The organism is Kitasatospora viridis (assembly GCF_007829815.1).
GTDB lineage: Bacteria > Actinomycetota > Actinomycetes > Streptomycetales > Streptomycetaceae > Kitasatospora > Kitasatospora viridis.
The window spans coordinates 1,503,213-1,528,466 of sequence record NZ_VIWT01000001.1; the positions used below are offsets into that span (position 1 = coordinate 1,503,213).

Sequence of the window (25,254 nt, forward strand, 5' to 3'; positions counted from 1 at the left end):
GTCGGGGGGTGCGGGCTCAGGGCACGCGGACTTCCAGCAGCGGGACCAGCTGCTCGACCGGGGTCATCGAGCCGTGCAGCCCGGTCATCGCGGACTCCCCCGGCTCGGTGCGGGAGGCGATCACCGCGATGTCGTCCCGGGCGGCGGCGACCACGTCACCGATCCGGTGGTAGACCCGGTCGTCCACCGCCGGGCCGAACCAGCCGGCCTCGATCGCCTGGTCGCGGGTCGCCACCCACATCCGGTCGCCGAGCACCTCGCGCCAGACCGCGAACACGTCGGCCGCCGCGCCGGGCACCGCGTAGACGTGCCGGGCCCGGGCCTCGCCGCCGAGCAGCGCCACGCCGGCCCCCAGCTCCCAGTCCTCGTCGAAGTCGATCCGGTCGTCCTCGGCGATGTCGATCATGCCGTGGTCGGCCGTGATGTAGAGCGCCGAGCGCGGCGGCAGCTGCTCGGCCAGCCGCCGGGCCAGCCGGTCCACGGTGTGCAGCATCAGCCGCCACTCGTCCGAGTCCACCCCGAAGCGGTGACCCATGGCGTCCAGCTCGCTGACGTAGGTGTACACCAACGCCCGGTCGGCGGAGGCCAGCTGACGGGCCGCCAGGTCCATCCGCTCCTCACCGGTGGTGCGGCCGAGGAACTCGCCGCCGGAGAGCGCCACCCGGGTCAGCGGGGTCTGCGCGAAGAGCGGGGAGGAGACCTGGCTGGCCGAGACGCCGGCCGCGTGCACCCGCTCGAAGACCGTCGGGTAGGGCTGCCACTTGTGCGGGTCCACCGGCGGCTGCCAGCGCAGCTGGTTCATCAGCCGCTGCTCGCCGGGTATCGCCACCGTGTAGCCGGCCAGCCCGTGCAGGCCCGGCGGCAGACCGGTGCCGACCGAGGCCAGCGAGGTCGCGGTGGTGGACGGGAAGCCGGCGGTGAGCGGACGGCCGGTGCCGCCCATCGAGCTGTCCAGCAGGCCGGTCAGGAACGGCGCCCAGTCGGGGTGCCGGCGGATCAGCTCCCAGCCCATGCCGTCCACCAGGAAGACGCAGACCCGGTCGGCCGGGGCGAGCGGCAGGGTGCTGGTGAAGCCGGGCACGCCCAGGCCGGCCGCCACCGAGGGCAGCAGGTCGCTGAGCGAGCCGCCGCCGTAGCCGGGGGCCGGCGCGGCGGCGGGGTCGAGCAGGTCGAAGGAGTCGGGGCCGTAGGGCTGGTGGTGCGTCACGCCTCAGGCCCTGCTGATGGTGGCCTCGGACAGCGCCCGGGCGAAGACCAGCGCCTGGGCGACCGTCTCGGGACCGTCGCCGGCCTCGCTGACCCGCAGTGACAGGTCGTCAGCCGTGGCCGAACCGGTGTAGCCGTGGTCGGCCTCGCAGCTCGGGTCGGAGCAGCCGGCCGGTTCCAGGTCGATGCGCTGCACCGCGCCCCAGCCGATGGTCAGCACCACCTCGCGGGGCAGCCGGCCCGGGGTGTAGGTCTCCGGATTGGCGACCATCCGGCTGAGCACCACCGAGCCGATCCGGTCCAGCCGCACGCTCTCCGTCGAAGTGGTCGCGTAGGGCACCGGGCTGGTGGCGTCGGCGGCCTGCTCGTCGGTGTGGCTGACCACGAACCGGGACGGGGTCAGGACCAGCACGGTGACGTGCCGGCGCACCTCGTTGGCGTCGAACGTCGTCTCCTGGTGGACCAGGTAGGAGGTGATCGGCTCGGGGCCCACCGCGGACTCCACGGCCTCGGACACCAGCGCCGGGTAGTAGCCGCTGCGCTCGATCGCCGATCGCAGGTCCTGCGTGGTGGTGGTACCGGTCTTCGCCATAACTCCATCCTGGCATGCCCCGCCGACGCGGCGGGCTGGACTGCGCCGACCGCCGGGTGCCGAAAGGCGCAACCCAGGAAGGTTACAGCGTGCTCATGCTGCGCGGGCCCAGATCGCTGCGCAGCGGCAGCGGGGCCAGCCGGACGGCGGCGCCCAGCACGGCCAGCCCGCTCGGGGCCACCACCACCGGCTCCAGCTCCACCGCGGCCACCTCCGGCAGGTCGTCCACCAACTGGGAGACCCGCAGCAGCACCTCCTCCAGCGCCCCGGTGTCCACCGGCGCCGCGCCGCGCCAGCCGAACAGCAGCGGTGCCGCGCGCACCTCGCGGACCAGCGAGGCGACCTCCTGGTCGGTGGCCGGGACCAGCCGGTGCGCCAGGTCGCCGAGCAACTCGGCCGGGGCGCCGGCCAGGCCGAAGGACAGGATCGCGCCGACCGCCGGGTCGAGGCTCGCGCCGATCACCGTGTCCACCCCGCGCGGGGCCATCCGCTGCACCACCAGCCGGGCGGCCTCGGCCCCGCCGAGCAGGGCGGACAGTTCGCGGTGGGCGCGGCGCAGCCCGTCCTCGTCGGTCAGGTCCAGCCGCACCCCGCCGAGGTCCGGGCGGTGGCGCAGGTGGGTGGCGGTGGCCTTGAGCGCGACCGGGTAGCCGAGCGCCGCGGCCGCCCCGACCGCCTGCTCCTCGCTCACCGCCGGCAGCGCGCGCAGCACCTCGATGCCGTAGTGGGCGAGCAACTCGGCCGCCTGCTCGGCGGGCAGCGCGAACCGGGCGCCGCCGGGCTGGGTGCGGGCCGCGGCCCCGGTGGTGCCGGCCAGCACCCGCTCGACCAGGGCGCGGGCGGCCGGCTCGTCGACCCGGTCCAGCTCGGGCACCCGGGCGGTCTGCTCGGCGCTCTCGGCCGTCCGTCGCCAGGCCCCGTAGCGCACGGCGTGGGCCAGGGCGCGGACCGCCCGCTCGGGCGCCGGATAGGCGGGCACCGGGTGGTCGGCCGCGCGCAGCACGTCGGAGAGCTCGCCGAGCGCGAGGTGGGCCAGCAGCAGCGGCTTGCCGAGCCGGCGGGCGGTCTCGGCGGCGTGCAGCAGGCCCTCGCCGAGCGCCGGGTCGTCGGCCGCCAGCATCGGCTCGGTGCGCAGGGTCAGGCTCGGGCCGGCCAGCGGCGGGATGGCCACCGCGATCACCGCGTCCGCCGCGCTGTCGCCGAGCGCGGTCTCCAGCGCCACCCGGAAGTGCTCGCCGGTCGCGCCGGTGGTCAGGTCCACCGGCGGCAGCGGGCGCAGGCCGGCGCTCAGGCAGGTGTCGTAGGTGAGCAGGCCGAGCGAGTCGGAGTTTCCGACCACGGCCACCCGGTCGCCGGCCGGCAGCGGCTGGCCGGCCAGCAGTTCACCGGTGTCCAGCAGGTCGGTGATGGTCCCCACCCGGATCACCCCGGCCTGCTGGAAGAGCGCGTCCACGGTGGCGTCGTTCAGCCCGCTGGCGGTCGGCGGCACGGTGTGGCCGGGCGGCAGCGAGCCGGTGTGCCGGGCGCCCTTGACCACCACGATCGGCTTGGCCGCGGCCAGCCGGCGGGCGATCCGGGTGAACTTGCGCGGATTGCCGAAGGACTCCAGGTAGAGCAGCAGCACCCGGGTGGCCGGGTCCTCCTCCCAGTACTGCAGCAGGTCGTTGCCGGAGACGTCGGCCCGGTTGCCGACCGAGGCGAAGGAGGAGACGCCGAGCCCGCGCCGGTGCACCGCCTCCAGCAGCGCCACCCCGATCGCGCCGGACTGGCAGAACACCCCGAACGGGCCGGGCGCCGGCAGCAGCGGGGCGAGCGAGGCGTTCAACGGGTGCTCGGGGGAGGTGGTCAGCACGCCGAAGGCGTTCGGGCCGATCACCCGCATGCCGGCCGCCCGGGCCTGCCGGACCAGGGCGCGCTGGCGGTCCCGGCCGGCCGCGCCGGTCTCCGCGTAGCCGGCGGTGACCACCACCAGGCCGCGCACCCCGTGCGCGCCGCAGTCGGCCACCACCGCGGGCACCGCCCCGGCCGGCACCGCGACCACGGCCAGGTCCACCGGCCCGGGGATCTCCAGCACCGAGCGGTGCAGCGCCACCCCGTCCACCTCGGCGCCCTGCGGCGCCCGGCTGTTCACCGCGTACACCGGCCCGGTGAAGCCGCCCGCCAGCACCGCGCGCAGCAGCGCCCGGCCGGCCGAGTGCTCGCCCCGGGAGACCCCGATCACCGCGACCGAACGGGGGGTCAGCAGCCGTTGCACCGAACGGGATTCGGCCCGGTGCTCGCGGGCCCGCATCACGGCGAGCGAGGCGGCGGTGGGCTCCAGGTCGAACTCCAGGTGCACCACGCCGTCGGCGAAGCTGCGCCGCTGCACGTAGCCCGCGTCGGTGAAGACCTTGGTCATCTTGCGGTTCTCGGGCAGCACCTCGGCGACGAACCGGCGGATGCCGCGCTCCTGGGCGACCGCGGCGATGTGCTCCAGCAGCGCGGAGGCGACGCCCCGGCCCTGGTGGGCGTCCTGCACCAGGAAGGCCACCTCGGCGTCGGTGCCGTCCGGCGAGGGGCGGCCGTCCTGGTCGATCCGGTCGTACCGGACGGTGGCGATGATGCGGTCCCGGACCACGATGGCCAGGCCCACCCGGTCCACGAAGTCGTGGTGGGTGAAGCGCTGCACGTCCTTGTCGGAGAGCCGGGGGTAGGGGGCGAAGAACCGGAAGTACTTCGACTGGTCGGAGACCTGGGCGTAGAACTCCACCAGGAGTTCGGCGTCGGCCGGGACGATCGGCCGGATCCGGGCGGTGCCCCCGTCGCGCAGCAGGATGTCGGCCTCCCAGTGCTGGGGGTAGCCGAGGGGTTCGGGGGACGCGGGCCCCGAGACTGTGTGCGAGTCCACAACGGCCAGGCTATCCGGCGGCGAGCCTTACGGCGCCCGCCGTGTGCCCGGTGCAGGGTGGGAGCCGGTTCTGGGCGGTCGTGCCAGAATGGTCTAGACAACATGTCGCACCCTGCACCACCTGAAAGGCACGTCATCATGGCTGAGCGCCGCGTCACCATCGGTTGGCCCGAGGGCCTGCACGCCCGTCCCGCCTCCGTCTTCGTCCGGGCGGCCGCCGCCGTGGGCGTGCCCGTCACCATCGCCAAGGCCGGCGGCAACCCGGTGAACGCGGCGTCCATGCTGGGCCTGCTGGCGCTCGGCGCCGAGGGCGGCGAGGAGGTCGTGCTGGCCAGCGACGCCGACGGGGCCGACGCCGCGCTGGACCGCCTGGCGAAGATGGTCGAGCAGGGCCTGGACGAGCTGCCCGCGGCCTGAACCCGCACTCCCCCACGGTGGTGGCCCGCTGACGGCGGGCCACCACCGTTTTGCCACCATGGCCCCATGCCCGACGCACTCGAACTGACCGCCGACACCCTCCCCACCGACGTCGACATCCTCATCGACTGGGCGACCCAGGGCTTCGCCCCCGGCGTGCGCGCCTGGACCCTGGACGGCGCCCGGGTGGTCGCCTCGCCCGCCCTCTCCGGCCGCGACCGGCTGGCCGTGACCGGCCCGGCCGAGCCGCTGGCCGCGCTGGTCCGCCTGGCCCTCGCCGAAGTCGGGCCCGACTACCGGCCGTTCGGCGACCGCGCGGTGATCGAGCGGTTGGCCGCTGACCTGCCCGAGCTCGAAGTCCTCGGCACCTTCCACTGGATGGCGGTCTCCGGCGACTCGCTGCCCGTCACCCCCGAGGCCCACTGGCTCGACCGGGCCGACCTCGCCGAGGCCGCCGCACTGCTGGACCTGGCCCACCCCACCTCCTACGCGCACCCGGACCGACCGGGCGCCACCCGCTGGGCGGGCGTGCGCGACGAGGCCGGCCGGCTCACCGCCCTGGCCTGCGAGGCCTGGTCCTCCCCCGGCGCCGGGTTCATGGCCGGCGTGGTCGCCCACCCCGAGCACGGGCGCGGCCGGGGCCACGCCGAGGCCGCCTGCCGGCTGGTGCTGGACTCGCTGCTGCGCCGCAGCGGCCGGGCCGCGCTGATGGTGGAGGCGCACAACGCGGCCGCGATCCGGCTCTACGGCCGGCTCGGCATGGCGCCGCGCGAGCTGGCGGCCGCTCATGTCCCGGGCCGTGACGGGTAATCGGGTTCTGCGAACAACCGTCGAATGCCATCGTGGGGTGATGGACTCCACGACACGCGCCCGGCTCTCCCGGATCGCCCACCGCCACCACCCGATCTCCGCCCCGCTCAGCGACGAGTCGGTGGCCGTCCTGCTGGGGCGGGCGATCGTGACCGGGCGCGAGCGGGTGCTCGACCTCGGCTGCGGCGAGGCGGCCTGGCTGCTGCGGGCGCTGGCGGCGCACCCGGAGCTCACCGCCGACGGGGTGGACACCGACGCCGGGTCGCTCACCCTGGCCCGGGAGGCCGCCGAACGGCTCGGGGTGGTCCGCCGGCTCGGCCTGCACCACCGCCCCGCCGCCGAGTTCGCCGGCCCGCACCAGTACGACCTGGTGCTCTGCGTCGGCGCCACGCACGCCTTCGACGGGCTGCTCCCCGCCCTGGCCGCCGCCCGCCGCCACCTGGCGCCCGGCGGCCGGGTGCTGGTCGGCGAGGGCTACTGGCAGCGCGAGCCCGACCGGGCCGCCCTGGACGGCTTCGGCGGCGCCGCCCGGGAGGACTTCGACGAACTCCCCGCCCTGGTCGACCGCCTGCTCGCCGACGGCTGGACCCCCACCGCCGGCCACCAGAGCACCCAGGCCGAGCTCGACGACTACGAGTGGTGCTGGACCGGCTCGCTCGCCGACTGGGCCCTCGACCACCCGTCCGACCCGCTGGCCCCGCACGCCACCGAACTCGCCCGCGACCACCGCGCCGGGTGGCTGCACGGGTACCGGGGCGCCTTCGGGTTCGTCACGCTGCTGCTGCGCCCGACCGAGTAGGCCGACGGCTCCGACCGGGCGCCCCACGGGGAGCCCGGCCGGAGCCGACGGTGCGTCAACCCTTGACGCAGATGACCTGCTTGAGCTGGGCCACCACCTCGACCAGGTCGCGCTGCTGGTCGATCACCTTCTCGATGGACTTGTAGGCGCCCGGGATCTCGTCCACCACGCCGGAGTCCTTGCGGCACTCGACGCCCCGGGTCTGCTCCTCCAGGTCCCGGACGGTGAACTTCTTCTTCGCCGCGGTCCGGCTCATCTTGCGGCCGGCGCCGTGCGAGGCGGAGTTGAAGGAGTCCGGGTTGCCCAGGCCGCGCACGATGTAGGAGCCGGTGCCCATCGAGCCTGGGATGATCCCCAGGTCGCCGGAGCCGGCCCGGATCGCGCCCTTGCGGGTGACCAGCACGTCCACCCCGTCGTAGCGCTCCTCGGCCACGTAGTTGTGGTGGCAGCTGATCACCTGGTCGAAGGCCACGTCGGCGCGCGGGAACTCGTCCCGCACCGCCTGCTGGAAGAGGGCCATCATCAGCGCCCGGTTGTACTTGGCGTAGGACTGCGCCCAGAACAGGTCGTTGCGGTAGGCGGCCATCTCCGGGGTGCCGGCCAGGAAGACCGCCAGGTCCCGGTCGACGATGCCCTGGTTGTGCGGCAGCGCCCGGGCCACCGTCATGTGGTGCTCCGCCAGTTCCTTGCCGATGTTGCGGGAGCCGGAGTGCAGCATCAGCCAGACCGACCCGGCGGTGTCCAGGCAGAACTCGATGAAGTGGTTGCCCGACCCGAGCGTTCCGAGCTGCTTCGCGGCCCGGTCGTGACGGTCCTTGACCGCCTCGGTGATCGAGTCGAAACCGGACCACATCCGCTCCCAGCCGGCAACCGGGAAGTCCCGCAGCTTCGCCGGGTCGACCGGCTCGTCGTGCAGGCCCCGGCCGACCGGGATCAGCCGCTCGATCCGGGAGCGCAGCCGGCCCAGGTCGTCGGGCAGGTCGCGGGCGGTGAGCGAGGTCTTCACCGCGCTCATCCCGCAGCCGATGTCCACGCCGACCGCCGCCGGGCAGACCGCGTCCTTCATCGCGATTACCGAACCGACGGTCGCCCCCTTGCCCAGGTGGACGTCCGGCATCACGGCCAGACCGTGCAGCCAGGGCAGGGTGGAGATGTTGCGCAGCTGCTGCAGCGCCGCGCTCTCGACGGTGGCCGGGTCGGCCCACATCCGGATCGGGACCCGCGCGCCGGACACCTCGGTGTACGTCATGGTTGTGACCCCCAGAGGTCTGTGAGTTCAAGGGTAGGACTGCCGCGCGAAGCTTCCGGCGCGGCTCGGGGAAGGCTGGGAGGCGGTGCGCTCAGGCAGCGGCTCGGGAGGGACGCAGCGGCCGCAGGGAACGCAGGGAGCGCTTTCGAGCTGGCTCGACCCGCATGATGACCGCCTCCTCTCCGGAACCTCGGAACTGCCGCGCACCGCGACACCGACATCAACCCACGGGACGGGCGGCGCGGGCAACCGAAATACGCCGAAGGCCCGGTGGACCGTGTCCACCGGGCCTCCTGAGACTGCGTCAGGCGGTCAGCTGGTGACCACCACGACCTCGCCGACGCCCAGCTTGCGCACGTCCTCGGCGATCACCGAAGCGTCGCCGACCAGCACGGTGACCAGCTGCTCGGGCGGGAAGGCGGCGACCACGCCGGCCGTGGCGGCGGCGGTGGTCAGCTCTGCCAGCTGCCGGTAGACCTCGGCCTGGAAGTCGTCCGGCAGGTCCTGCTCCACCTGGTCGGCCAGGGTGGCGGCGACCGAGCCGGCCGTCTCGTACTTCAGCGGGGCGACGCCGACCAGGAACTGCACGGCCTCCTCCCGCTCCCCGTCGGTCAGGCCCTCGGCGGCCAGCTTGCGCAGGATCTCCCAGGTGTCCTTCAGCGCCGGGGCGGTGGACTCGGTGTCCACCGAGCCGCTGATCGCCAGCAGCGCCCGGCCGGAACCGTCCGCGTTGGAGCGCAGCGGCTGGGCGAAGGCCCGCACGCCGTAGGTGTAGCCCTTCTCCTCGCGCAGCACCCGGTCGAGGCGGGAGGTCAGGGTGCCGCCCAGGCAGTAGGTGCCGAGGATCTGCGCGGACCAGCTCGGGTCGTGGCGGTCCGGGCCGACCCGGCCGATCAGCAGCTGGGTCTGCACCGAGCCGGGCCGGTCCACGATCACCACCCGGCCGTGGTCGTCCGCGGTCACCGCGGCGCTGCTGCTCGGGGCGGCCTGGTCGCCGGTCCAGCGGCCCAGGGTGGACTCCAGCAGCGCGGGCAGCTCGATGCCGGTCAGGTCGCCGACGATCACCAGGGTCGAGGTGGCCGGGCGCACGTGGGCGTCGTAGAACGCCTTGACCGCGGCCCGGTCGATGCCCTGCACCGTCTCGGCGCTGCCGGAGCGCGGCCGGGAGAGCCGGTCCTCGGCCGCGAACAGCTCGGCGTAGAGCGCCTTGGCGGCCCGCCGGGCCGGGTTGGCCAGCTCGTGGGTGATCTCGTCGAGCCGGTTGGCGACCAGCCGCTCGATCTCCTCGGCGGGCAGCGCGGGGGCCCGCAGCGCGTCGGCCAGCAGGGTGAGGCCGCGCTCCAGCCGGGAGGCCGGCACCTCCAGCACCGCGCGGATGCACGGGTGGTCGGCGTGCGCCTCCATGGTCGCGCCGGCGCGCTCCAGCTCGCCGGCGAACTGCTCGGCGGTGAGCGTGTCGGTGCCCTCGTTGAGCGCCCGGGCCAGGATGGTGGCGACCCCGTCGAGGCCGGCCGGCTCGGCGGCCAGCGGAGCGTCGATCAGCACCTCGACGGCGACCAGCTGTTGGCCGGGGCGGTCGCAGTGCAGCACCGTCAGGCCGTTGGCCAGGGTGAGCCGCTGCGGGGCCGGGAAGGCCCAGGGGGTGGGGGTGCCCGGGGTCGGCTGCGGGTGGAAGGTCATGGTGGGGACGGCGGAGGTCACGCGGCCTCCTCCTCTTCGTCGGTCGAGGCGGCGGTCGGCTCGTAGACCAGCACCGCGCGGTTGTCGGGACGCAGGCGGGCCGCGGCGAGCGCGCGGACCTCCTCGGCGGTGACCTGCTGCACGCGGGCCAGCGCGCCGTTCACCAGCTTGGGGTCGCCGAAGAGCACGGCGAAGCGGCAGAGCTCGTCGGCCCGGCCGGCCACCGTGGTGAGCCGGTCCAGCCACTCGCGCTCGATCTGCGCCTGGGCCCGCTCCAACTCCTCGGGGGTCGGGCCGTCGGCGGCGAACCGGGCCAGCTCCTCGTCGACCGCCTGCTCGATCTCGGCGATGGACGCGTCGCCCGCCGCCTTGACGTCGAGCCAGCCGAGCGAGGGCGCGCCGGAGAGCCGGAGCAGGCCGAAGCCGGCCGAGATCGCGGTGCGGTCGCGGCGGACCAGCCGGTTGTAGAGCCGGCTGGACTCGCCGGAGCCGAGCACGGTGAGCGCCAGGTCGGCGGCGTCGGCCTGCCGGGTGCCGTCGTGCGGCAGCCGGTAGGCGCTCATCAGGGCGCGGGAGGGGACGTCCTCCTCCAGGCGCTCGCGCACCTCGGCGCCGATCACCTCGGGCAGCGTGCCGTCGCGCGGCGGCTGCTTGCCGTCGTGCCCCGGGATGCTGCCGAAGTACTTCTCCACCCAGGCGATGGCCTGCTCGGGGTCGATGTCGCCGACCACCGAGAGCACCGCGTTGTTCGGCGCGTAGTAGGTCCGGAAGAACGCGCGGGCGTCCTCCAGGGTGGCCGCGTCCAGGTCGGCCATCGAGCCGATCGGGGTGTGGTGGTAGGGGTGGCCGTCGGGGTACGAGAGCGCGGTGAGCTTCTCGAAGGCGGTGCCGTAGGGCACGTTGTCGTAGCGCTGGCGGCGCTCGTTCTTCACCACGTCGCGCTGGTTCTCCATCGACGCGTCGTCAAGGGCGGCCAGCAGCGAGCCCATCCGGTCCGCCTCCAGCCAGAGCGCGAGCTCCAGCTGGTGGGCCGGCATGGTCTCGAAGTAGTTGGTGCGCTCGAAGCTGGTGGTGCCGTTGAGCGAACCGCCGGCGCCCTGGACGAGCTCGAAGTGGCCGTTGCCGGAGACGTTGGCGGAGCCCTGGAACATCAGGTGCTCGAAGAGGTGCGCCAGTCCGGTGCGCCCCGCCACCTCGTGACGGGAGCCCACGTCGTACCAGAGGCAGACGGCGGCGACCGGGGTGAGGTGGTCCTCGGAGAGCACCACCCGCAGGCCGTTGGCCAGGCGGTGTTCGGTGATGGCGATGCCTCCGGAGGAGGTGGGGGCCGGGTTGGCCATGCGCTCGGGTCCTTCCCATCGGTTGGAGGGCGGGGGGAACGTCGGGGTCTACGAGCCCCCATTCTGGTCCAACGCGTACCGTGCGGAGTTGTGCCCGCGCACACCGCGCGTTCGCCAGCGGCGCAACCGCCTGATCGGGAGTGTCCGCGCGAGGGTCCACAATGGGGGGCGCCGTACCCCCGGTGACGACATGTGAAGCAGACGCAGAAGCAGCTGACAGACGCAAGGGAGCCCCGCCGCGATGGCCCGCCGCAGTTCGCCGACCCCGCCCCCCGAGGACTTCGAGGAGCGGATCCTCGACGTCGACGTCGTGGACGAGATGAAGGGTTCCTACCTTGAGTACGCCTACTCGGTGATCTACTCGCGGGCCCTGCCGGACGCACGGGACGGGTTGAAGCCGGTGCACCGGCGAATCCTGTACCAGGCCAACGAGATGGGGCTCCGACCGGAGCGCGCGCACGTCAAGTGCGCCCGCGTGGTCGGCGAGGTGATGGGTCGACTGCACCCGCACGGGGACGCCTCGATCTACGACTCGATCGTCCGGATGGCCCAGCCGTTCTCGATGCGGGTTCCGCTGATCGACGGACACGGCAACTTCGGTTCGCTCGGCAACGACGACCCGCCGGCCGCGATGCGGTACACCGAGTCCCGGCTGACCTCGGCCTCGATGGCGCTGGTGGAGTCGATCCACGAGGAGACCGTCGACTTCTCGCCCAACTACGACGGTTCCGAGCAGGAACCCTCGGTGCTGCCGGCCGCCTTCCCCAACCTGCTGGTCAACGGCACCACCGGCATCGCGGTCGGCATGGCGACCAACATGCCGCCGCACAACCTGGCCGAGGTGGTGGCCGCCGCCCGGCACCTGATCAAGCACCCGACCGCCGACCTGGACACCCTGATGCGGTTCGTGCCCGGTCCGGACCTGCCGACCGGCGGGCGGATCGTCGGCCTGTCCGGCATCCGGGACGCGTACGAGAGCGGCCGCGGCACCTTCCGGATCCGCGCCACCACGACGATCGAGGACGTGACGCCGCGCCGCAAGGGCATCGTCGTCACCGAACTCCCGTTCGCGGTCGGCCCGGAGAAGGTGATCGGCAAGATCAAGGACCTGGTCAACGCGAAGAAGCTGCAGGGCATCGCGGACGTCAAGGACCTGACGGACCGTGAGCACGGCCTGCGGCTGGTGATCGAGGTCAAGAACGGCTTCGTGCCGGAGGCCCTGCTGGAGCAGCTCTACAAGCTGACCCCGCTGGAGGAGACCTTCGGCATCAACAACGTGGCGCTGGTGGACGGCCAGCCGCTCACCATGGGCCTCAAGGAGCTGCTGGAGGTCTACGTCGACCACCGCTTCGAGGTGGTGCGCCGGCGCAGCGACTTCCGCCGCCGCAAGCGGCAGGAGCGGCTGCACCTGGTCGAGGGCCTGCTGGTGGCGCTGCTCGACATCGACGAGGTGATCGCGCTGATCCGCAGCAGCGACAACGCGGCCCAGGCCAAGGAGCGCCTGATGGAGCGCTTCTCGCTGTCCGACACGCAGACCGCGTACATCCTCGACACCCCGCTGCGCCGGCTGACCCGCTTCGACCGGGTGGAGCTGGAGGCCGAGCAGGCCAAGCTGCTCACCGAGATCGCCGAGCTGACCGAGATCCTGGACTCGGACACCAAGCTGCGCAGCGTGGTCTCCGGCGAGCTGGCCGCGGTGGCCAAGCAGTTCGGCACCGAGCGGCGCACGGTGCTGCTGGAGGCGGGGGCGCTGCCCTCGGCCTCGCTGGCGGTGCCGCTGGAGGTGGCGGACGACCCGTGCCGGGTGCTGCTCTCCACCACCGGCCTGCTGGCCCGCACGGCGGACGGCGAGTCGGCCTCCCCGGGCGAGGGCCGGGCCAAGCACGACCTGGTCGCCTCGGCCGTGGCGGCCACCGCGCGCGGCGACGTCGGCGCGGTGACCTCGACCGGGCGGGTGCTGCGGCTGCCGGTGATCGACCTGCCCGCGCTGCCGCCGCAGGCCTCGCTCACGCTGGCCGGCGGGGCGCAGGTCAGCGAGTTCCTGAAGCTGGCGGCGGGCGAGCGGCTGATCGCCCTGACCACGCTGGACGAGTCCTCGCCCGGGCTCGCGCTGGGCACGGTGCAGGGCGTGGTCAAGCGGGTGGTGCCGGAGTGGCCGGCCAACAAGGACGAGTTCGAGGTGATCGCGCTCAAGGACGGCGACGAGTTGGCCGGGGCGGTGGAGCTGCGGACCGGCGAGGAGGACCTGGTCTTCATCACCAGCGACGCGCAGCTGCTGCGCTTCCCGGCCTCGCAGGTGCGGCCGCAGGGCCGGCCGGCCGGCGGGATGGCCGGGATCAAGCTGGCGGACGGGGCCCGGGTGCTCTCCTTCACCGCGGTGGACCCGGCGGCGGACGCGGTGGTGGTCTCGGTGGCGGCGGCCTCCGGCACGCTCACCGGGGAGTCGCAGAGCAGTTGGAAGGTGACGCCGTTCGACCTCTACCCGCGCAAGGGCCGGGCCACCGGCGGGGTGCGCTGCCAGCGCTTCCTGCGCGGCGAGGAGGGGCTGGCGTTCGCCTGGGCGGGCGCCGCACCGGCCCGCGCGGCGGCGGCCAACGGGGCGCCGCTGGAGCTGCCGGAGCGCGACCCGCGCCGGGACGGCTCCGGCACGCCGGTGACCAAGCCGATCGCGGCGGTGGCCGGGCCCGCCTGAGCCGCCGCTGACGGGCTGTTGACAGGCCGCTGACGGACTGTCGACGGGTCCGTGATCACCCGGGTCGCACCTACCGCACGCCGGTAGGGTGACCCGGGTGATCACCTGTACGAGCCTGTCGAACGAGCTGGCGGAACCGCTGGCCGCCACCGCCGCCACCGCCACCACCTGGCTGCTGATCGAGCAGTCCGGCCCGTGGGGCGCCAAGGCGCTGACCGAAAGTCACCTCGACACCGAGCTCGGCCGGGCCCTGGACCGGGCCTGCGAGGGCACCGGGGTGCGGATCGCGCTGATCCGCCGCCCGGGACGGCACGCCGACGACCGGCCGGCCGTGCGCCACCAGGTGGTGCTGGCGCACACCGTGCCCGGGCGGGGCTGGATCCGGCGGGCCGAGCTCGCCACGCCCGCCGAACTGCTGGAGCTGGACTTCGCCGCACTGGGCGCCGGCGAGCACGGCGGCTTCGGCGAGCCGCACCACGGCGGTCCGCTGGCCCTGGTGTGCACCAACGGGCGCCGCGACCGCTGCTGCGCGCTGCTCGGGCGACCGCTGGCCGCCGAGCTGGCCACCGCCGGGCACAGCGAGGTCTGGGAGGTCACCCACCTGGGCGGGCACCGGTTCTCCCCCACCATGCTGGTGCTGCCCTACGGCTACGCCTACGGGCGGCTCACCGAGGCCGGCGCCAAGTCGGTCCTGGCGGCCACCGCCGCCGGGCTCACCGAACCCACCCACTCCCGTGGCCGGTCCTGTTGGGACCGGCCGGGGCAGGCCTCGGAGCACGCGGTCCGCGAGCTGACCGGCGATCAGCACGCCGAATCCCTGACGGTCGATCAGGAGCCGCTGGCGGAGGGCGGCTGGACCTGCACCGTGCGGCACACCGACGGCCGGGCCTGGCGGGTCGAGGTGGCGGCGACGCGGGCCGAACCGGCCCGCCCGGAGAGCTGCGGCAAGGCGCCGGGGAACCCGGTCCGGATGGACGTCCGCTCGGTGTCCGCGCTCTGACTCCGGGTCGCCTTGACGGAGCGTGACCGCTCCAACGGCGCACTCCACCGCAGCGCGGCGGCCGGGCCCTGCCTAGCGTGGCCGCGGTGGGACCACCCCACCTGAGCGGCCTCCGCACTCGAACCGGAAGCCGCGGTGCTGCGCGGCGCCGGCCCCGTCATGGGCCCGGCCCCGCCGTCCCGGCCGCCCGGCCGGGCGCACGGAAGGATGCGACCGGAAATGAAGCCGGACCTGAACTCCATAGCCACCCCGCCCACCGCCGACCCGTCCACCCCGCCGACCCACCGCGCGGCTCGGCTGCGCCACCGGGTCGGCCTGGCCGCCGCCATGGTGGCGGGGGCCGGCTCGATCGCGCTGGGAGCCGACCTCGCGGTCGCCGCCCCCGCGACGGCGGCGCCGACCGCCCAGCCGGCCGCGGCCTTCGCCGACGACCCGGACGGGCAGGACACCGTCTACGGCACCGACGGCGCGAACGCCACGGACGACGGCACCTCGGGCACCGACGACACCAGCGCCTCGGACGACGTGAACGCCACGGACGACTCGACCGACGCCACCGATCCGGTCGACGCCACCGACGACACGGGCGCCACAGGCGCCACCGACGACAGCGCGTCCGGCATGGACGACACCGTGTCGGGCACGGACGACAGCGCCACCACCGACAGCGACAGTGACGGCGGCATGCGGCAGGGCTGGGACGGCTCGGTCTACTGGTTCCGCAACGAGGCCGGCGAGTGGCGCTACACCAGCCACCGGGACGTCTACCTGGAGCGGACCAACTCCGGCTCCGGCTCCGACACCGGGTCCAGCTCGGCGGACAACGGCGAGTCGCGCAGCCGCCCGGCGCCGACGGCCTCCCGCGGCTCGGTGGAGACGGCCGTGCAGTTCGCCCTGGCCCAGCTCGGCAAGCCCTTCGTGATGGGCGGCAACGGCCCGAACGGCTACGACTGCTCCGGCCTGATCCAGCAGTCCTTCCGCCGGGCCGGGATCGACCTGCCGCGGGTGGCCGACGACCAGTACCTGGCCACCACTCCGATCGACGCGAGCCGGCTGCGCCGCGGCGACCTGCTCTTCTGGTCCTACGACGGGACTCCCGGCGGCATCCACCACGGTGCCATCTACCTGGGCGACGACAAGTTCGTGGAGGCCGCCAAGCCGGGCACCACGGTCCGGATCTCGCACCTCAACCACGGCTACTGGCCGAGCTTCATGGGCCGTCCCTGACGGCCGGACGGACGGGACCCCGGGCGCCTGCGCGCCCGGGGTCCGTTGCTGCCACGGCTGCGGTCAGACCGCCCCGGCGCCCGTGAGCGAGCGCACCTCCAGCTCGGCGAACTTGTCCGGGTCGGCCCGCTCCTCGCCGCTGACCGTGCCGACCCAGCCGAGCAGGAAGCCCAGCGGGATCGAGATCAGGCCGGGGTTCTCCAGCGGGAACCAGTGGAAGTCCACCCCGGGGAACATGGCGGTCTTGGCGCCGGAGACGACCGGCGAGAAGAGCACCAGGACCAGGGCCGGCACCAGACCGCCGTAGGTCGCCCAGCAGGCCCCGCGGGTGGTGAAGCGGCGCCAGAACAGGTTGTAGATGAGCGTCGGCAGGTTGGCCGAGGCCGCCACCGCGAAGGCCAGCGAGACCAGGAAGGCCACGTTGAGCCGCTGGGCGAACAGGCTCAGCACGATCGCCAGACCGCCGATCACCACGGCGGCGGCACGGGCCATCACCACCTCCTGACGCTCCGTCACCGGCGGGAGGTGCGGGCGGCGGAAGGCCTGTGCGTAGAGGTCGTGGGCGAAAGACACGGAGGAGGCCAGGGTCAGGCCGGCCACCACCGCGAGGATGGTGGCGAAGGCGATCGCCGAGGTGATGGCGAAGAAGAGCGTGCCGCCGGTGCTGCCCTCACCGCCGCCGAGGTTGAGCGCGAGCAGCGGGACGGCGGTGTTGCCGGCCGGGTTGGCGGCCTTGACCGCCTTGGAGCCGACCAGCGCGGTGGCCCCCAGGCCCAGCACGATGGTCATCAGGTAGAACGCGCCGACCAGACCGATCGCCCAGATCACCGAGCGCCGGGCGGCCCGCGCGGTGGGCACGGTGTAGAAGCGGGAGAGGATGTGCGGCAGGCCCGCGGTGCCGAGCACCAGGGCGATGCCGAGGCTGACGAAGTCCAACCGGCTGGTGGTGGACTCGCCGTACTTCAGACCGGGCTCCAGGTAGCTGTTGCCGGCGCCGCTGCCGTGCGCGGCGGCACGCATCAGGTCGGCCAGGTCGAAGTGGAACCGGAGCAGCACCCAGACGGTCAGCAGCACGGCACCGACCATCAGCATCCCGGCCTTGACGATCTGGATCCAGGTGGTGGCGCGCATGCCGCCGACCGTCACGTAGATGATCATCAGGGCGCCGACGGCGACGATGGTCCAGGTGTTGGCGGCCGAGCCGGTGGTGCCGAGCAGCAGGGCCACCAGGCTGCCCGCGCCGACCATCTGGGCGATCAGGTAGAGCAGGGTGACGACCACGCTGGCGGTGCCGGCGGCGGCCCGCACCGGTCGCTGGCGCATCCGGGTGGCCAGCACATCGGCCAGGGTGTACCGGCCGGTGTTGCGCACCAGTTCGGCCACCCACATCAGCACCACCAGCCAGGCGACCAGGAAGCCGATGCTGTACAGCATGCCGTCGTAGCCGTAGAGCGCGATCAGGCCCGTGACGCCGAGGAAGGAGGCCGCGGAGAGGTAGTCGCCGGAGAGCGCGATGCCGTTCTGGAACGGGCCGAAGTCCCGCCCGCCGGCGTAGAAGTCCTCGGCGGCCTGGCCGCGCCGGCCCACCCAGAGGGTGATCGCCAGGGTGACCACGACCACCAGGGCGAAGAGCACCACCGCCAGGCTGTGGTGCTCCTGGCGCGCGGGGGCGGTGTGCGGGAACGGCGGCAGCACGGTGGCGAGCGGGGTGCCGGGGGCGCTGAGCAGACTGAATCGGTTCATCGAAGCTGGTCCTGAGTGTCCCAGCGCAGGCCGAGGGCGGCTCGGTCACGCTTGGTGTGGGCGTTGCGGGAGTAGAGCCAGGTGATCACGAAGGTGGAGACGAACTGCAGCAGCCCGAGCAGCCACGCCACGCTGAACGGCCCGGCCAGTTGGGTCCGCATCAGATCGGGCGCGGCGGCCTGGGCGGTGACGTAGAACAGGTACCAGCCGAGGAAGACGGCCGTCGCGGGGAAGACGAAACGGCGGTAGGCGCCGCGGATCTCCTGGAAGGCCTGGCTCTGCTGGACCTCGCGGTAGACCTCGGCGGCTGCCGGGTTCCGGTCCGGTTCCTCCAGCAGCCCGGCGCCCGCCGCCGGAGCGGCTGGGCGCTGTGCCGGCAGGGCGGCGGAGGCCGTCGCCCCGGCGAGCACCGAACGGGCCGACCGGGCAGCCCCGGGGAGCGGGCCGGACCGGGCGGTGCTACCGCCCGCGCTCGGCCGACCTGCGGACAGGAACTCGTGCTCGGCCTCCTGCACCGGCTCCGGGAGCGCCGAGTGTGCGGACAGCGCTGAGGAGGAGGCCGCTGCGGCGCGGCCCTCGGCAGCGGACTGATCGGGCATGGCCGACCGCTGGACGGTCGCCTGGGGGTCGGCCCCGCCGGGGGCCGGCCACCAGTCGTAACGCTGACCCTGCCGGGGCGTCCGACCGGCTGGTCCGGTGACTTCGTGCTGTGCCAATGCTGCTCCTGGCCCGGGACGCGCCACCGAGCGGTGGGCGTCGGTATCGGCACCGGGCACTCCGGACGACCCGCCCCGAAGATCCATTCGGCGTACCGACGGCGCCCTGACGGCACAATGATGGCGGGTCAGAAACAGAAACAAGGCATTCAGCTCGACATTTCACCCGATGTGGTGAGGCAGCTCCGCCTACGAACTCCGCAAAAGACCATGTCGGAACGCATAACTGACCGCCTGGGCGCGATCCCTCACCGCAGTTTTGGCGAATAGATTGTTGATATGTGTTTTCACGGTGGCCGGACTGACGAATAGTGCGGCGGCGATTTCCGCATTGGAGAGCCCGTCGGCGATCAACGCCAGCACCTCGGCCTCACGGACCGTCAGACCGTCCGGCAGCTCGGCCGCATTGGACGGTGGACCGGTACGGGAGAACGCAGTTGGCGGCACGTCAGCCGGACCTGTGACTGATGGGGCGGGAGAGGGCGCATTGGGGGCGCGCGAGGCACTTGAGGCATTGGGGGCATCGGAGGCGCCCGGGTCGGACGGAGTCGGCTCCCCCGTGCTCGGGCCGGGTGCGGCGAACCGCTCCAGCAGCCTCAGCTGGATCTGCGGCGACAATCCGGCCGCACCGGAGCGGACATCGCTGATCGCGCGGGCGATCTGCTCCGCTCCGGCGTCCTTGGTGAGAAAGCCACGGGCTCCCGCCTGCAATGCGGGGAAGAGCGAGTCGTCCTCGGCGTAGGTGGTCAGCACCACCACCTCCGTGCCGGGGTGGTCTGCACGGATCCGTCGGGTCGCCGTGACCCCGTCGCAGCGCGGCATCCTGAGGTCCATCAGGACCACGTCCGGCGCCAGTTCGGCGACCAGCCGCACCGCCTCCTCGCCGTCCCCCGCCGCGCCCACCACCTCGATCCCGGGCAGCAGCCCGAGCAGCATCACGATTCCCTCGCGCACCACGGTCTGGTCGTCGGCCACCAGCACCCGGATCGCCGGCCCCCCGGCGGCCCCACCCTGCTCGTTCATTCGCCGTTCCCCGCTCCCTGTCAGCCGATCACGCGGGGAGCCGCAGCCGCACCGACCAGCCGCCGTCCGCCGGCCCGGCCGACAGGGTGCCGCCGAGCAGTTCGGCGCGCTCCCGCATCCCCAGCAGACCGTACCCGCTGCCGCTCTCCGCCAGCTCGGCCGACACCTCGCTCCCCGCTCCCGGGCTCTCCCCGTTCCTGATCTCCAGTTCCACCTCCTGTGCCAGGTAACTCAGCCGCACCGTGCGCCGGGCCTTGGGTGCGTGCTTGCGGATGTTGGTCAGTGCCTCCTGGGCCGTGCGGCGGACCGCCAGGCCGGTCTCGGCGCCGAGCGGACGGGGCGTGCCCGTCACGGCCAGCTCGGCCTGCTCCCGCTCGGCCAGCTCCACCAGGAACTCCCCCACCGTGGTGAACTCTCCGCGCAGCGCGGAGAGCGCCTGCTTCGTCTCGGTCAGCCCCTCCTGCGCCATGCGGCGGGCGGCCACCACGCGCTCCCTGATCTGCTCCCGGTCGGCCCCGCCGTCCAGCATCAGTCGGGCCGCCTCCAGGTGGACCAGCTGGGCGGAGAGGCTGTGCGCGAGCACGTCGTGGATCTCCCGGGCGATCCGGGCCCGCTCGTCCAGCGCCGCGGTCTCCGCCTCGGCCGCCCGGGCCGCGTGCTCCTGCTGGACCAACCGCTTGGACGTTGCCTTGGCCTCGGCGTCCAGCCTCAGCAGCCAGCCCAGGAAGAGCAGGCCGACCACCGTGGCGACCAGGGCCAGGTAACCGTCGTGGCTGCTGACCGAGTAGGAGATCAGCGCCCCGAGGCAGACGGGCACGGCAGCGGCCAGTGGCAGCCGGGTCAGACCGAGCACGGCCAGCGCGCACCAGATCACCTGGGAGAGCAGGGCGGTGGCACCGGCTTGGTGGGCGAGCGCGGCGACGACCAACAGCTGGGCCGCCACCGCGAGCGACCAGCCGAGCCGGCGCGCCCGGCTGAGCCGGAAGAAGAGCTGGAAAAGCATGCCGGTGGCCACCAGCCCGACCGAGGAGACCACCGCGTGCCAGCCGGTGAAGCTGTCGCTGGTGACGGTCCCCAGGGTGACGCTCAGCAGCAGGGCCAGCCGGCCGGCGAAGGAGAGCACCTGCCCCGGCCTGGACCGGTCCTCGACCGCGGTGGCCTCCCGTGAGGGCCACCGCGTCCAGTTCTCCACCTCCACCTGCTGTCCTTCCACGACGGCGGCGGCGATCTCAGGCCACCGGGTACAGCGACTGCGGGCCGTCCAGCGACCGGGCCCTCCAGTTCACCACGAGACTACGGCTCAGCAGCAGCGCCCCGAGGGTGAGCAGCAGTGCGCTGGAACTCTGGTGAACGTGGAGCGCGGCGCCCAGTCCGTACAGGCCGACCCGCATGGCTATCAGCCCGCTCCAGGCGCCGACGGTCGCGACGGTGCCCTTCATCCAGACGCTGCCGTCGCTCGCCCGCCACAGCCGCACCGTCCAGCCCCAGACCAGCCCCATGACCAGCACCAGGACCACCGACCCGAGCAGCAGGGCGACCGCCGCGCCTTCGTGCGTCCGGTCGATCACGTGCGGGTCACGCAGTGCGACGACCGCGAGGATGATCGGGACCAGCCAGAACCGCCGGTTCGGGTTGATCTGCTGCGCCCGGAACTGGCGGCTCACGATGAAGGCCACCACCCCGAGGATGACGATGATGTTGACGACGTTGGTCATCGGACTGCCCCGTCCCTGCCGAGGGATTTCACTGACAGTCACGACGTTACGGATTCCGGGCCCCGGTTTGATCGGAGCCAGGGTGGATCCCACGCGGAAGGAGCTCTCCACCCACGGGTGGAGAGCCCCTCCTCGACCGGGTGGAGGGCCCGCCGGGCCCTCCGGTCAGGCGTCGATCCTGGACCGGTCCAGGGTGGCCGCGGAGTCCACGATGAACTCCTTGCGGGGCGCCACGTCGTTGCCCATCAGCAGGTCGAACACCTGCTCCGCGGCCTCCAGGTCGCCCAGGTTGATCCGGCGCAGGATCCGGTGGCGCGGGTCCATGGTGGTCTCGGCCAGCTGGTCGGCGTCCATCTCGCCGAGGCCCTTGTACCGCTGCACCGGCTCCTTCCAGCGCAACCCCTTGGCCTGGAACTCCAGCATGGTGCGCCGCAGCTCGGCGTCCGAGTAGGTGTAGTGGTACTTCTCCTGGCCGCGCTTGGGGTTGGTCAGCTCGATCCGGTGCAGCGGCGGCACCGCGGCGAAGACCCGGCCCTGCTCGACCATCGGGCGCATGTACCGCTGGAACAGGGTCAGCAGCAGGCACCGGATGTGCGATCCGTCGACGTCGGCGTCGGCCATGAAGATCACCCGGCCGTAGCGGGCCTGGTCGATGTCGAAGGTCCGCCCCGAGCCCGCTCCTATCACCTGGATGATCGAGGCGCACTCGGCGTTCTTGAGCATGTCCGAGATCGAGGCCTTCTGGACGTTGAGGATCTTGCCCCGGATCGGCAGCAGCGCCTGGAACTCGGAGTTGCGGGCCAGCTTGGCGGTGCCCAGCGCGGAGTCGCCCTCGACGATGAAGAGCTCGCTGCGGTCGACGTCGTCGCTGCGGCAGTCGGCCAGCTTGGCGGGCAGCGAGGAGGTCTCCAGCGCGGTCTTGCGGCGCTGCGCCTCCTTGTGCTGCCGGGCCGCGACCCGGGTCCTGGCGGCCGCCACGACCTTCTCCAGGACCGCCCTGGCCTGGGCCTTCTCGTCCTTCTTCGAGGAGCCGAGGAAGGCCTTCAGCTCCTTGGCCACCACCGCCGCGACGATCCGGTTGGCCGCCGAGGTGCCCAGCACCTCCTTGGTCTGCCCCTCGAACTGCGGCTCCGCCAGGCGAACGGTGACCACCGCGGTCATGCCCTCGGTCGCGTCGTCCTTGGTGACGTCGTCCTCGGCGACCCGGAGCAGCTTGCTCGCGCGCAGCGCCTCGTTCAGCGTCTTGGCCAGCGACCGCTCGAAACCGGTGACGTGGGTGCCGCCCTTGGGGGTGGCGATGATGTTGACGAAGGAGCGCAGCGTGGTGTCGTAGCCGGTGCCCCAGCGCAGCGCGATGTCCACGCCGAGCTCGCGGGTGACCTCGGTGGGCGTCATGTGGCCGAGGTCGTCCAGGACCGGGACGGTCTCCTTGAAGCTGCCCTCGCCGCGCAGCCGGAGCACGTCGCAAACCGGCTTGTCGGGCGCCAGGAACTCGCAGAACTCGCCGATCCCGCCGTCGAAGCGGAAGACCGCCTCGTCCACCTGCTCGCTCTCGGTGAGCCGCTCGTCCCGGACCACGATGGTCAGCCCCGGGACCAGGAAGGCGGTCTGCCGGGCCCGGCTGTGCAGGTTCTCCAGGGAGAGCTTGGCCTCCTTGAGGAAGATCTGCCGGTCCGCCCAGTAGCGGATCCCGGTGCCGGTGCGGGCCTTGGGCACCTTGCGGGTCCGGGTCAGGCCGCTGGTCGGGTCGAACGGGGCGTCCGGGCTGAGCTCGGTGAAGATTCCGGGGGTGCCGCGGCGGAAGCTGATCGCGTGGGTGTGGCCGTTGCGGTCCACCTCGACGTCCAGCCGGGCGCTCAGCGCGTTGACCACCGAGGCGCCGACGCCGTGCAGACCGCCGGAGGCCGCGTAGGAGCCGCCGCCGAACTTGCCGCCGGCGTGCAGCTTGGTCATCACGACCTCGACGCCGGACAGGCCGGTCTTCGGCTCCACGTCGACCGGGATGCCGCGGCCGTTGTCCCGGACCTCGACCGAGCCGTCCTCGTGCAGCAGCACGTCGATCCGGTCGCAGAAGCCGCCCAGGGCCTCGTCCACCGCGTTGTCGATGATCTCCCAGAGGCAGTGCATCAGGCCCCGGCTGTCGGTCGAGCCGATGTACATCCCGGGTCGCTTGCGGACCGCCTCAAGCCCCTCCAGGACGAGCAGGTGCCGAGCGGTGTAGTTGGATCCGTCCTCCGCGGCCCGCAGGGCGGACGACACGGTCGTTTCGGCACTCACGGCGGTGCACTCCTCCAAGAGACTCTGACTCGATCCGGCCGACTTCTGCTGCGGCAGGCTCCTGCCGGCACCCCCGCCGCACACCCACCGGGCCGTGGTACGACCCGCGCCGGGCTCTGCGGCTTGTACGCGCTGCGCGAACACGACCGGCGTCCGGTGTGCCGCCGGAGAGCGTCATCTCGCCCGCGCCCGACGGGTCCTGGCGGACCGTCGAACCGGTCACGAGCGCTGGAGCTGCCAGGATGCAGGCTACCGGGTGCCCGGGACGGGGCTTATGCTCCAACCCAGCAGAGGATTATGCTACGCCCACCTTCGGACAACAGTTCGAAGGTGCGTTCGAGTGATAGACAGCTCGCGGTTTCCGGCAGGCATGAACCACCGGCGCCCGGGGCACGTCCTCATCAACACAGCAGAATCCTCAAAGAAGAAAAGCCACGAGCGGGAACGTTTTCGGCCTGGTTGGATGTTCACCCTGGTACGACAGCTCGTCGAGCTAGAGAAGAGGCGACGTGACTACTGTTCTGACACCTGCGAGCCCGCTCACCGCGGCTGACCGCTGCGACCGCTGCGGCGCCCAGGCTTACCTGCGCGTCGTGCTGGCCAGTGGCGGAGAGCTGCTCTTCTGCGCCCACCACGGGCGGAAGTTCGAGCCGGAGCTCAAGAAGATCGCCGTGGAGATACAGGACGAGAGCGGTCGTCTCGCCACCACGGCGGCCTCGGCCGCCAACGAAGAGCGCTGAGCGTTCGCCCCCTTGACGTGCTGAGGTCGGCCCTTGCGGGCCGGCCACCGGGCGGCAGGCTGACCAGCCTGCCGCCCGGCGTCGTATCCGGGGTGGTCGACCGCCATCAGAGCTGGCCATCGACCGCGTCCGCGACGGCGGCGAGCCGGGTGTAGACGCCCGGGTGGCCGGCCTCGGCGCAGCCGGTGCCCCAGGAGACCAGGCCCACCAGCCGCCCGTCGACCACCAGCGGACCGCCGCTGTCCCCCTGGCAGGCGTCCCGGCCGCCCTGCGCCTCACCGGCGCAGACCATGCCGCGCGCGTCGAACGCTCCGTCCGACCCGCCCGGGTAGTCCCGCGCGCACTCCTGGTCGGAGACCATCGGGACGTCCACCGCGCGCGCCGTGCTGGAGTAGTTCCCGTGGCCGGTGGTGTCGCCCCAGCCGTAGACCTGGGCCATCGTGCCCGGCGCGTACGGCGCCGTCTCGCCCTGGCCGACCATCGGCAGGACCGCCCGGCCCTGCTGCGGGCTGCTGAGCGTCAACACCGCCACGTCCTGCATGTTCTGGTCGTAGGAGTAGTCCGGGTGGATCCAGACCTGGCTGACCGGAACCTCGACGCCGGCCTGGCCCGTGAGGTCGGTCCGGCCGATCACCACCGTGAGCCCGGGGCGGGTGACGGGCCGACCCTGCTCGTCGTAGAAGCAGTGCGCGGCAGTGACCACCTTCGTCGAGCTCACCAGCGTGCCGCCACAGAACTGCCCGGAGCGGGCGCCCCCGTACTGCGCCCGGCTGGCCACCGCCACCAGCCACGGATGCTGCTCGGTGCTGTCCGCGTACCCTCCGACGATCCGGCGGTCGGCCTGGGCCGGTGCCGCGCCGAGCGAGACCAGCGCGGTCGGCAGCACCGTCAGCAAGGCCAGCGCGGCGGCCCGCCGGCGGCCGACCGACAGCCGGACCGGGCGACCGGAACGGGACCCGGCACCGGAAGGAACGGACGAGACGGACTTCACAAGGCACTCCGAGCGGCTCGACAGCGGGCAACCGCCATAGCGTAGTCAGAATCTCACCCTGTGTGCCCATTTGGCGACCGCCAAGCACCCGGACGGGCGAACCGGGCCGCTCGATCGAACGTGGATCGGACGGCCGGAGCCCGGCAGAAA

Annotated in this window: 20 protein-coding genes; 7 read left to right on the forward strand and 13 right to left on the reverse strand. The window is 73.1% G+C overall.

Going from position 1 to position 25,254, the window contains the following annotated elements:
• Positions 1-16 precede the first annotated feature (16 nt).
• From FHX73_RS06770 to FHX73_RS06780, 3 genes are all read right to left on the reverse strand, one after another.
• On the reverse strand, positions 17-1,207 hold the full coding sequence (locus FHX73_RS06770; protein WP_145904118.1) for an alkaline phosphatase family protein: 1,191 nt from the start codon (positions 1,205-1,207) through the stop codon (positions 17-19).
• Positions 1,208-1,210: 3 nt separating this feature from the next.
• Entirely contained in the window at positions 1,211-1,798 is a 588-nt protein-coding gene (locus FHX73_RS06775) for a DUF5998 family protein (RefSeq protein WP_145904119.1), read from the reverse strand.
• An 82-nt stretch (positions 1,799-1,880) separates the two neighbouring features.
• Complete coding sequence (locus tag FHX73_RS06780) at positions 1,881-4,685, reverse strand: bifunctional acetate--CoA ligase family protein/GNAT family N-acetyltransferase (RefSeq protein ID WP_211786152.1); 2,805 nt, start codon at positions 4,683-4,685, stop codon at positions 1,881-1,883.
• A gap of 138 nt (positions 4,686-4,823) precedes the next feature.
• Between FHX73_RS06780 and FHX73_RS06785 the strand changes: the two genes are divergently transcribed.
• The 3 genes from FHX73_RS06785 (at position 4,824) to FHX73_RS06795 (ending at position 6,711) form a co-directional block, all read left to right on the forward strand.
• Positions 4,824-5,102: an HPr family phosphocarrier protein gene (locus FHX73_RS06785; protein ID WP_145904120.1), complete on the forward strand. Its 279-nt coding sequence runs from the start codon at positions 4,824-4,826 to the stop codon at positions 5,100-5,102.
• A gap of 66 nt (positions 5,103-5,168) precedes the next feature.
• Positions 5,169-5,912 carry a GNAT family N-acetyltransferase gene (locus tag FHX73_RS06790; protein WP_145904121.1) on the forward strand — a complete coding sequence of 248 codons (744 nt, stop codon included), beginning with the start codon at positions 5,169-5,171 and terminating at the stop codon, positions 5,910-5,912.
• Positions 5,913-5,952: 40 nt separating this feature from the next.
• Positions 5,953-6,711, forward strand: coding sequence for an SAM-dependent methyltransferase (locus FHX73_RS06795; RefSeq protein ID WP_145904122.1), 759 nt, complete (start codon positions 5,953-5,955; stop codon positions 6,709-6,711).
• Positions 6,712-6,766: 55 nt separating this feature from the next.
• Here FHX73_RS06795 and FHX73_RS06800 read toward each other — a convergent pair whose 3' ends face one another.
• From FHX73_RS06800 to FHX73_RS06810, 3 genes are all read right to left on the reverse strand, one after another.
• Positions 6,767-7,960, reverse strand: a complete 1,194-nt coding sequence (locus tag FHX73_RS06800; protein ID WP_145904123.1) for an RtcB family protein — start codon at positions 7,958-7,960, stop codon at positions 6,767-6,769.
• A gap of 312 nt (positions 7,961-8,272) precedes the next feature.
• Positions 8,273-9,640 carry a M16 family metallopeptidase gene (locus FHX73_RS06805; protein WP_145908121.1) on the reverse strand — a complete coding sequence of 456 codons (1,368 nt, stop codon included), beginning with the start codon at positions 9,638-9,640 and terminating at the stop codon, positions 8,273-8,275.
• Between the two features lie 17 nt (positions 9,641-9,657).
• Entirely contained in the window at positions 9,658-10,980 is a 1,323-nt protein-coding gene (locus tag FHX73_RS06810) for a M16 family metallopeptidase (protein WP_145904124.1), read from the reverse strand.
• A 241-nt stretch (positions 10,981-11,221) separates the two neighbouring features.
• On the opposite strand from FHX73_RS06810, the gene FHX73_RS06815 reads away from it, so the two are divergent.
• The 3 genes from FHX73_RS06815 to FHX73_RS06825 all read left to right on the forward strand — a co-directional run bounded on the left by FHX73_RS06815 (position 11,222) and on the right by FHX73_RS06825 (position 15,899).
• Positions 11,222-13,672, forward strand: a complete 2,451-nt coding sequence (locus tag FHX73_RS06815; protein WP_145904125.1) for a DNA gyrase/topoisomerase IV subunit A — start codon at positions 11,222-11,224, stop codon at positions 13,670-13,672.
• Positions 13,673-13,769: 97 nt separating this feature from the next.
• Positions 13,770-14,672 (forward strand): ferredoxin family protein, encoded by a 903-nt coding sequence (locus FHX73_RS06820; protein WP_145904126.1) that lies wholly within the window; start codon positions 13,770-13,772, stop codon positions 14,670-14,672.
• A gap of 219 nt (positions 14,673-14,891) precedes the next feature.
• Positions 14,892-15,899 (forward strand): C40 family peptidase, encoded by a 1,008-nt coding sequence (locus tag FHX73_RS06825; RefSeq protein ID WP_145904127.1) that lies wholly within the window; start codon positions 14,892-14,894, stop codon positions 15,897-15,899.
• A gap of 63 nt (positions 15,900-15,962) precedes the next feature.
• On the opposite strand, the gene FHX73_RS06830 is transcribed toward FHX73_RS06825, so the two are convergent.
• The 6 genes from FHX73_RS06830 to FHX73_RS06855 all read right to left on the reverse strand — a co-directional run bounded on the left by FHX73_RS06830 (position 15,963) and on the right by FHX73_RS06855 (position 23,373).
• The gene (locus tag FHX73_RS06830) at positions 15,963-17,642 is read right to left on the reverse strand and encodes a solute symporter family protein (protein WP_145904128.1); all 1,680 of its coding nucleotides are present in this window, start codon (positions 17,640-17,642) and stop codon (positions 15,963-15,965) included.
• Positions 17,639-18,241 carry a DUF485 domain-containing protein gene (locus FHX73_RS06835; protein ID WP_145904129.1) on the reverse strand — a complete coding sequence of 201 codons (603 nt, stop codon included), beginning with the start codon at positions 18,239-18,241 and terminating at the stop codon, positions 17,639-17,641. The genes FHX73_RS06830 and FHX73_RS06835 overlap by 4 nt, the downstream gene beginning before the upstream one ends.
• A 306-nt stretch (positions 18,242-18,547) precedes the next feature.
• Entirely contained in the window at positions 18,548-19,381 is an 834-nt protein-coding gene (locus tag FHX73_RS06840) for a response regulator transcription factor (protein WP_145904130.1), read from the reverse strand.
• Positions 19,382-19,409: 28 nt separating this feature from the next.
• Positions 19,410-20,579 carry a sensor histidine kinase gene (locus FHX73_RS06845; RefSeq protein WP_145904131.1) on the reverse strand — a complete coding sequence of 390 codons (1,170 nt, stop codon included), beginning with the start codon at positions 20,577-20,579 and terminating at the stop codon, positions 19,410-19,412.
• A gap of 31 nt (positions 20,580-20,610) precedes the next feature.
• On the reverse strand, positions 20,611-21,096 hold the full coding sequence (locus tag FHX73_RS06850) for a DUF1453 family protein (RefSeq protein ID WP_145904132.1): 486 nt from the start codon (positions 21,094-21,096) through the stop codon (positions 20,611-20,613).
• A gap of 165 nt (positions 21,097-21,261) precedes the next feature.
• The gene (locus tag FHX73_RS06855) at positions 21,262-23,373 is read right to left on the reverse strand and encodes a DNA gyrase/topoisomerase IV subunit B (RefSeq protein ID WP_145904133.1); all 2,112 of its coding nucleotides are present in this window, start codon (positions 23,371-23,373) and stop codon (positions 21,262-21,264) included.
• A gap of 509 nt (positions 23,374-23,882) precedes the next feature.
• Here FHX73_RS06855 and FHX73_RS06860 point away from each other — a divergent pair.
• Complete coding sequence (locus tag FHX73_RS06860) at positions 23,883-24,113, forward strand: DUF7455 domain-containing protein (protein ID WP_145904134.1); 231 nt, start codon at positions 23,883-23,885, stop codon at positions 24,111-24,113.
• A 106-nt stretch (positions 24,114-24,219) separates the two neighbouring features.
• Here FHX73_RS06860 and FHX73_RS06865 read toward each other — a convergent pair whose 3' ends face one another.
• Positions 24,220-25,104 (reverse strand): S1 family peptidase, encoded by an 885-nt coding sequence (locus FHX73_RS06865; RefSeq protein ID WP_246213394.1) that lies wholly within the window; start codon positions 25,102-25,104, stop codon positions 24,220-24,222.
• Positions 25,105-25,254: the final 150 nt, after the last annotated feature.

Bases quoted from the DNA above. Each gene is read 5' to 3' on its own strand.
- FHX73_RS06775 (WP_145904119.1), bottom strand. From the start codon at position 1,798: ATGGCGAAGACCGGTACCACCACCACGCAGGACCTGCGATCGGCGATC.
- FHX73_RS06785 (WP_145904120.1), top strand. From the start codon at position 4,824: ATGGCTGAGCGCCGCGTCACCATCGGTTGGCCCGAGGGCCTGCACGCC.
- FHX73_RS06790 (WP_145904121.1), top strand. From the start codon at position 5,169: ATGCCCGACGCACTCGAACTGACCGCCGACACCCTCCCCACCGACGTC.
- FHX73_RS06795 (WP_145904122.1), top strand. From the start codon at position 5,953: ATGGACTCCACGACACGCGCCCGGCTCTCCCGGATCGCCCACCGCCAC.
- FHX73_RS06800 (WP_145904123.1), bottom strand. From the start codon at position 7,960: ATGACGTACACCGAGGTGTCCGGCGCGCGGGTCCCGATCCGGATGTGG.
- FHX73_RS06805 (WP_145908121.1), bottom strand. From the start codon at position 9,640: ATGACCTTCCACCCGCAGCCGACCCCGGGCACCCCCACCCCCTGGGCC.
- FHX73_RS06810 (WP_145904124.1), bottom strand. From the start codon at position 10,980: ATGGCCAACCCGGCCCCCACCTCCTCCGGAGGCATCGCCATCACCGAA.
- FHX73_RS06815 (WP_145904125.1), top strand. From the start codon at position 11,222: ATGGCCCGCCGCAGTTCGCCGACCCCGCCCCCCGAGGACTTCGAGGAG.
- FHX73_RS06825 (WP_145904127.1), top strand. From the start codon at position 14,892: ATGAAGCCGGACCTGAACTCCATAGCCACCCCGCCCACCGCCGACCCG.
- FHX73_RS06830 (WP_145904128.1), bottom strand. From the start codon at position 17,642: ATGAACCGATTCAGTCTGCTCAGCGCCCCCGGCACCCCGCTCGCCACC.
- FHX73_RS06835 (WP_145904129.1), bottom strand. From the start codon at position 18,241: ATGCCCGATCAGTCCGCTGCCGAGGGCCGCGCCGCAGCGGCCTCCTCC.
- FHX73_RS06840 (WP_145904130.1), bottom strand. From the start codon at position 19,381: ATGAACGAGCAGGGTGGGGCCGCCGGGGGGCCGGCGATCCGGGTGCTG.
- FHX73_RS06850 (WP_145904132.1), bottom strand. From the start codon at position 21,096: ATGACCAACGTCGTCAACATCATCGTCATCCTCGGGGTGGTGGCCTTC.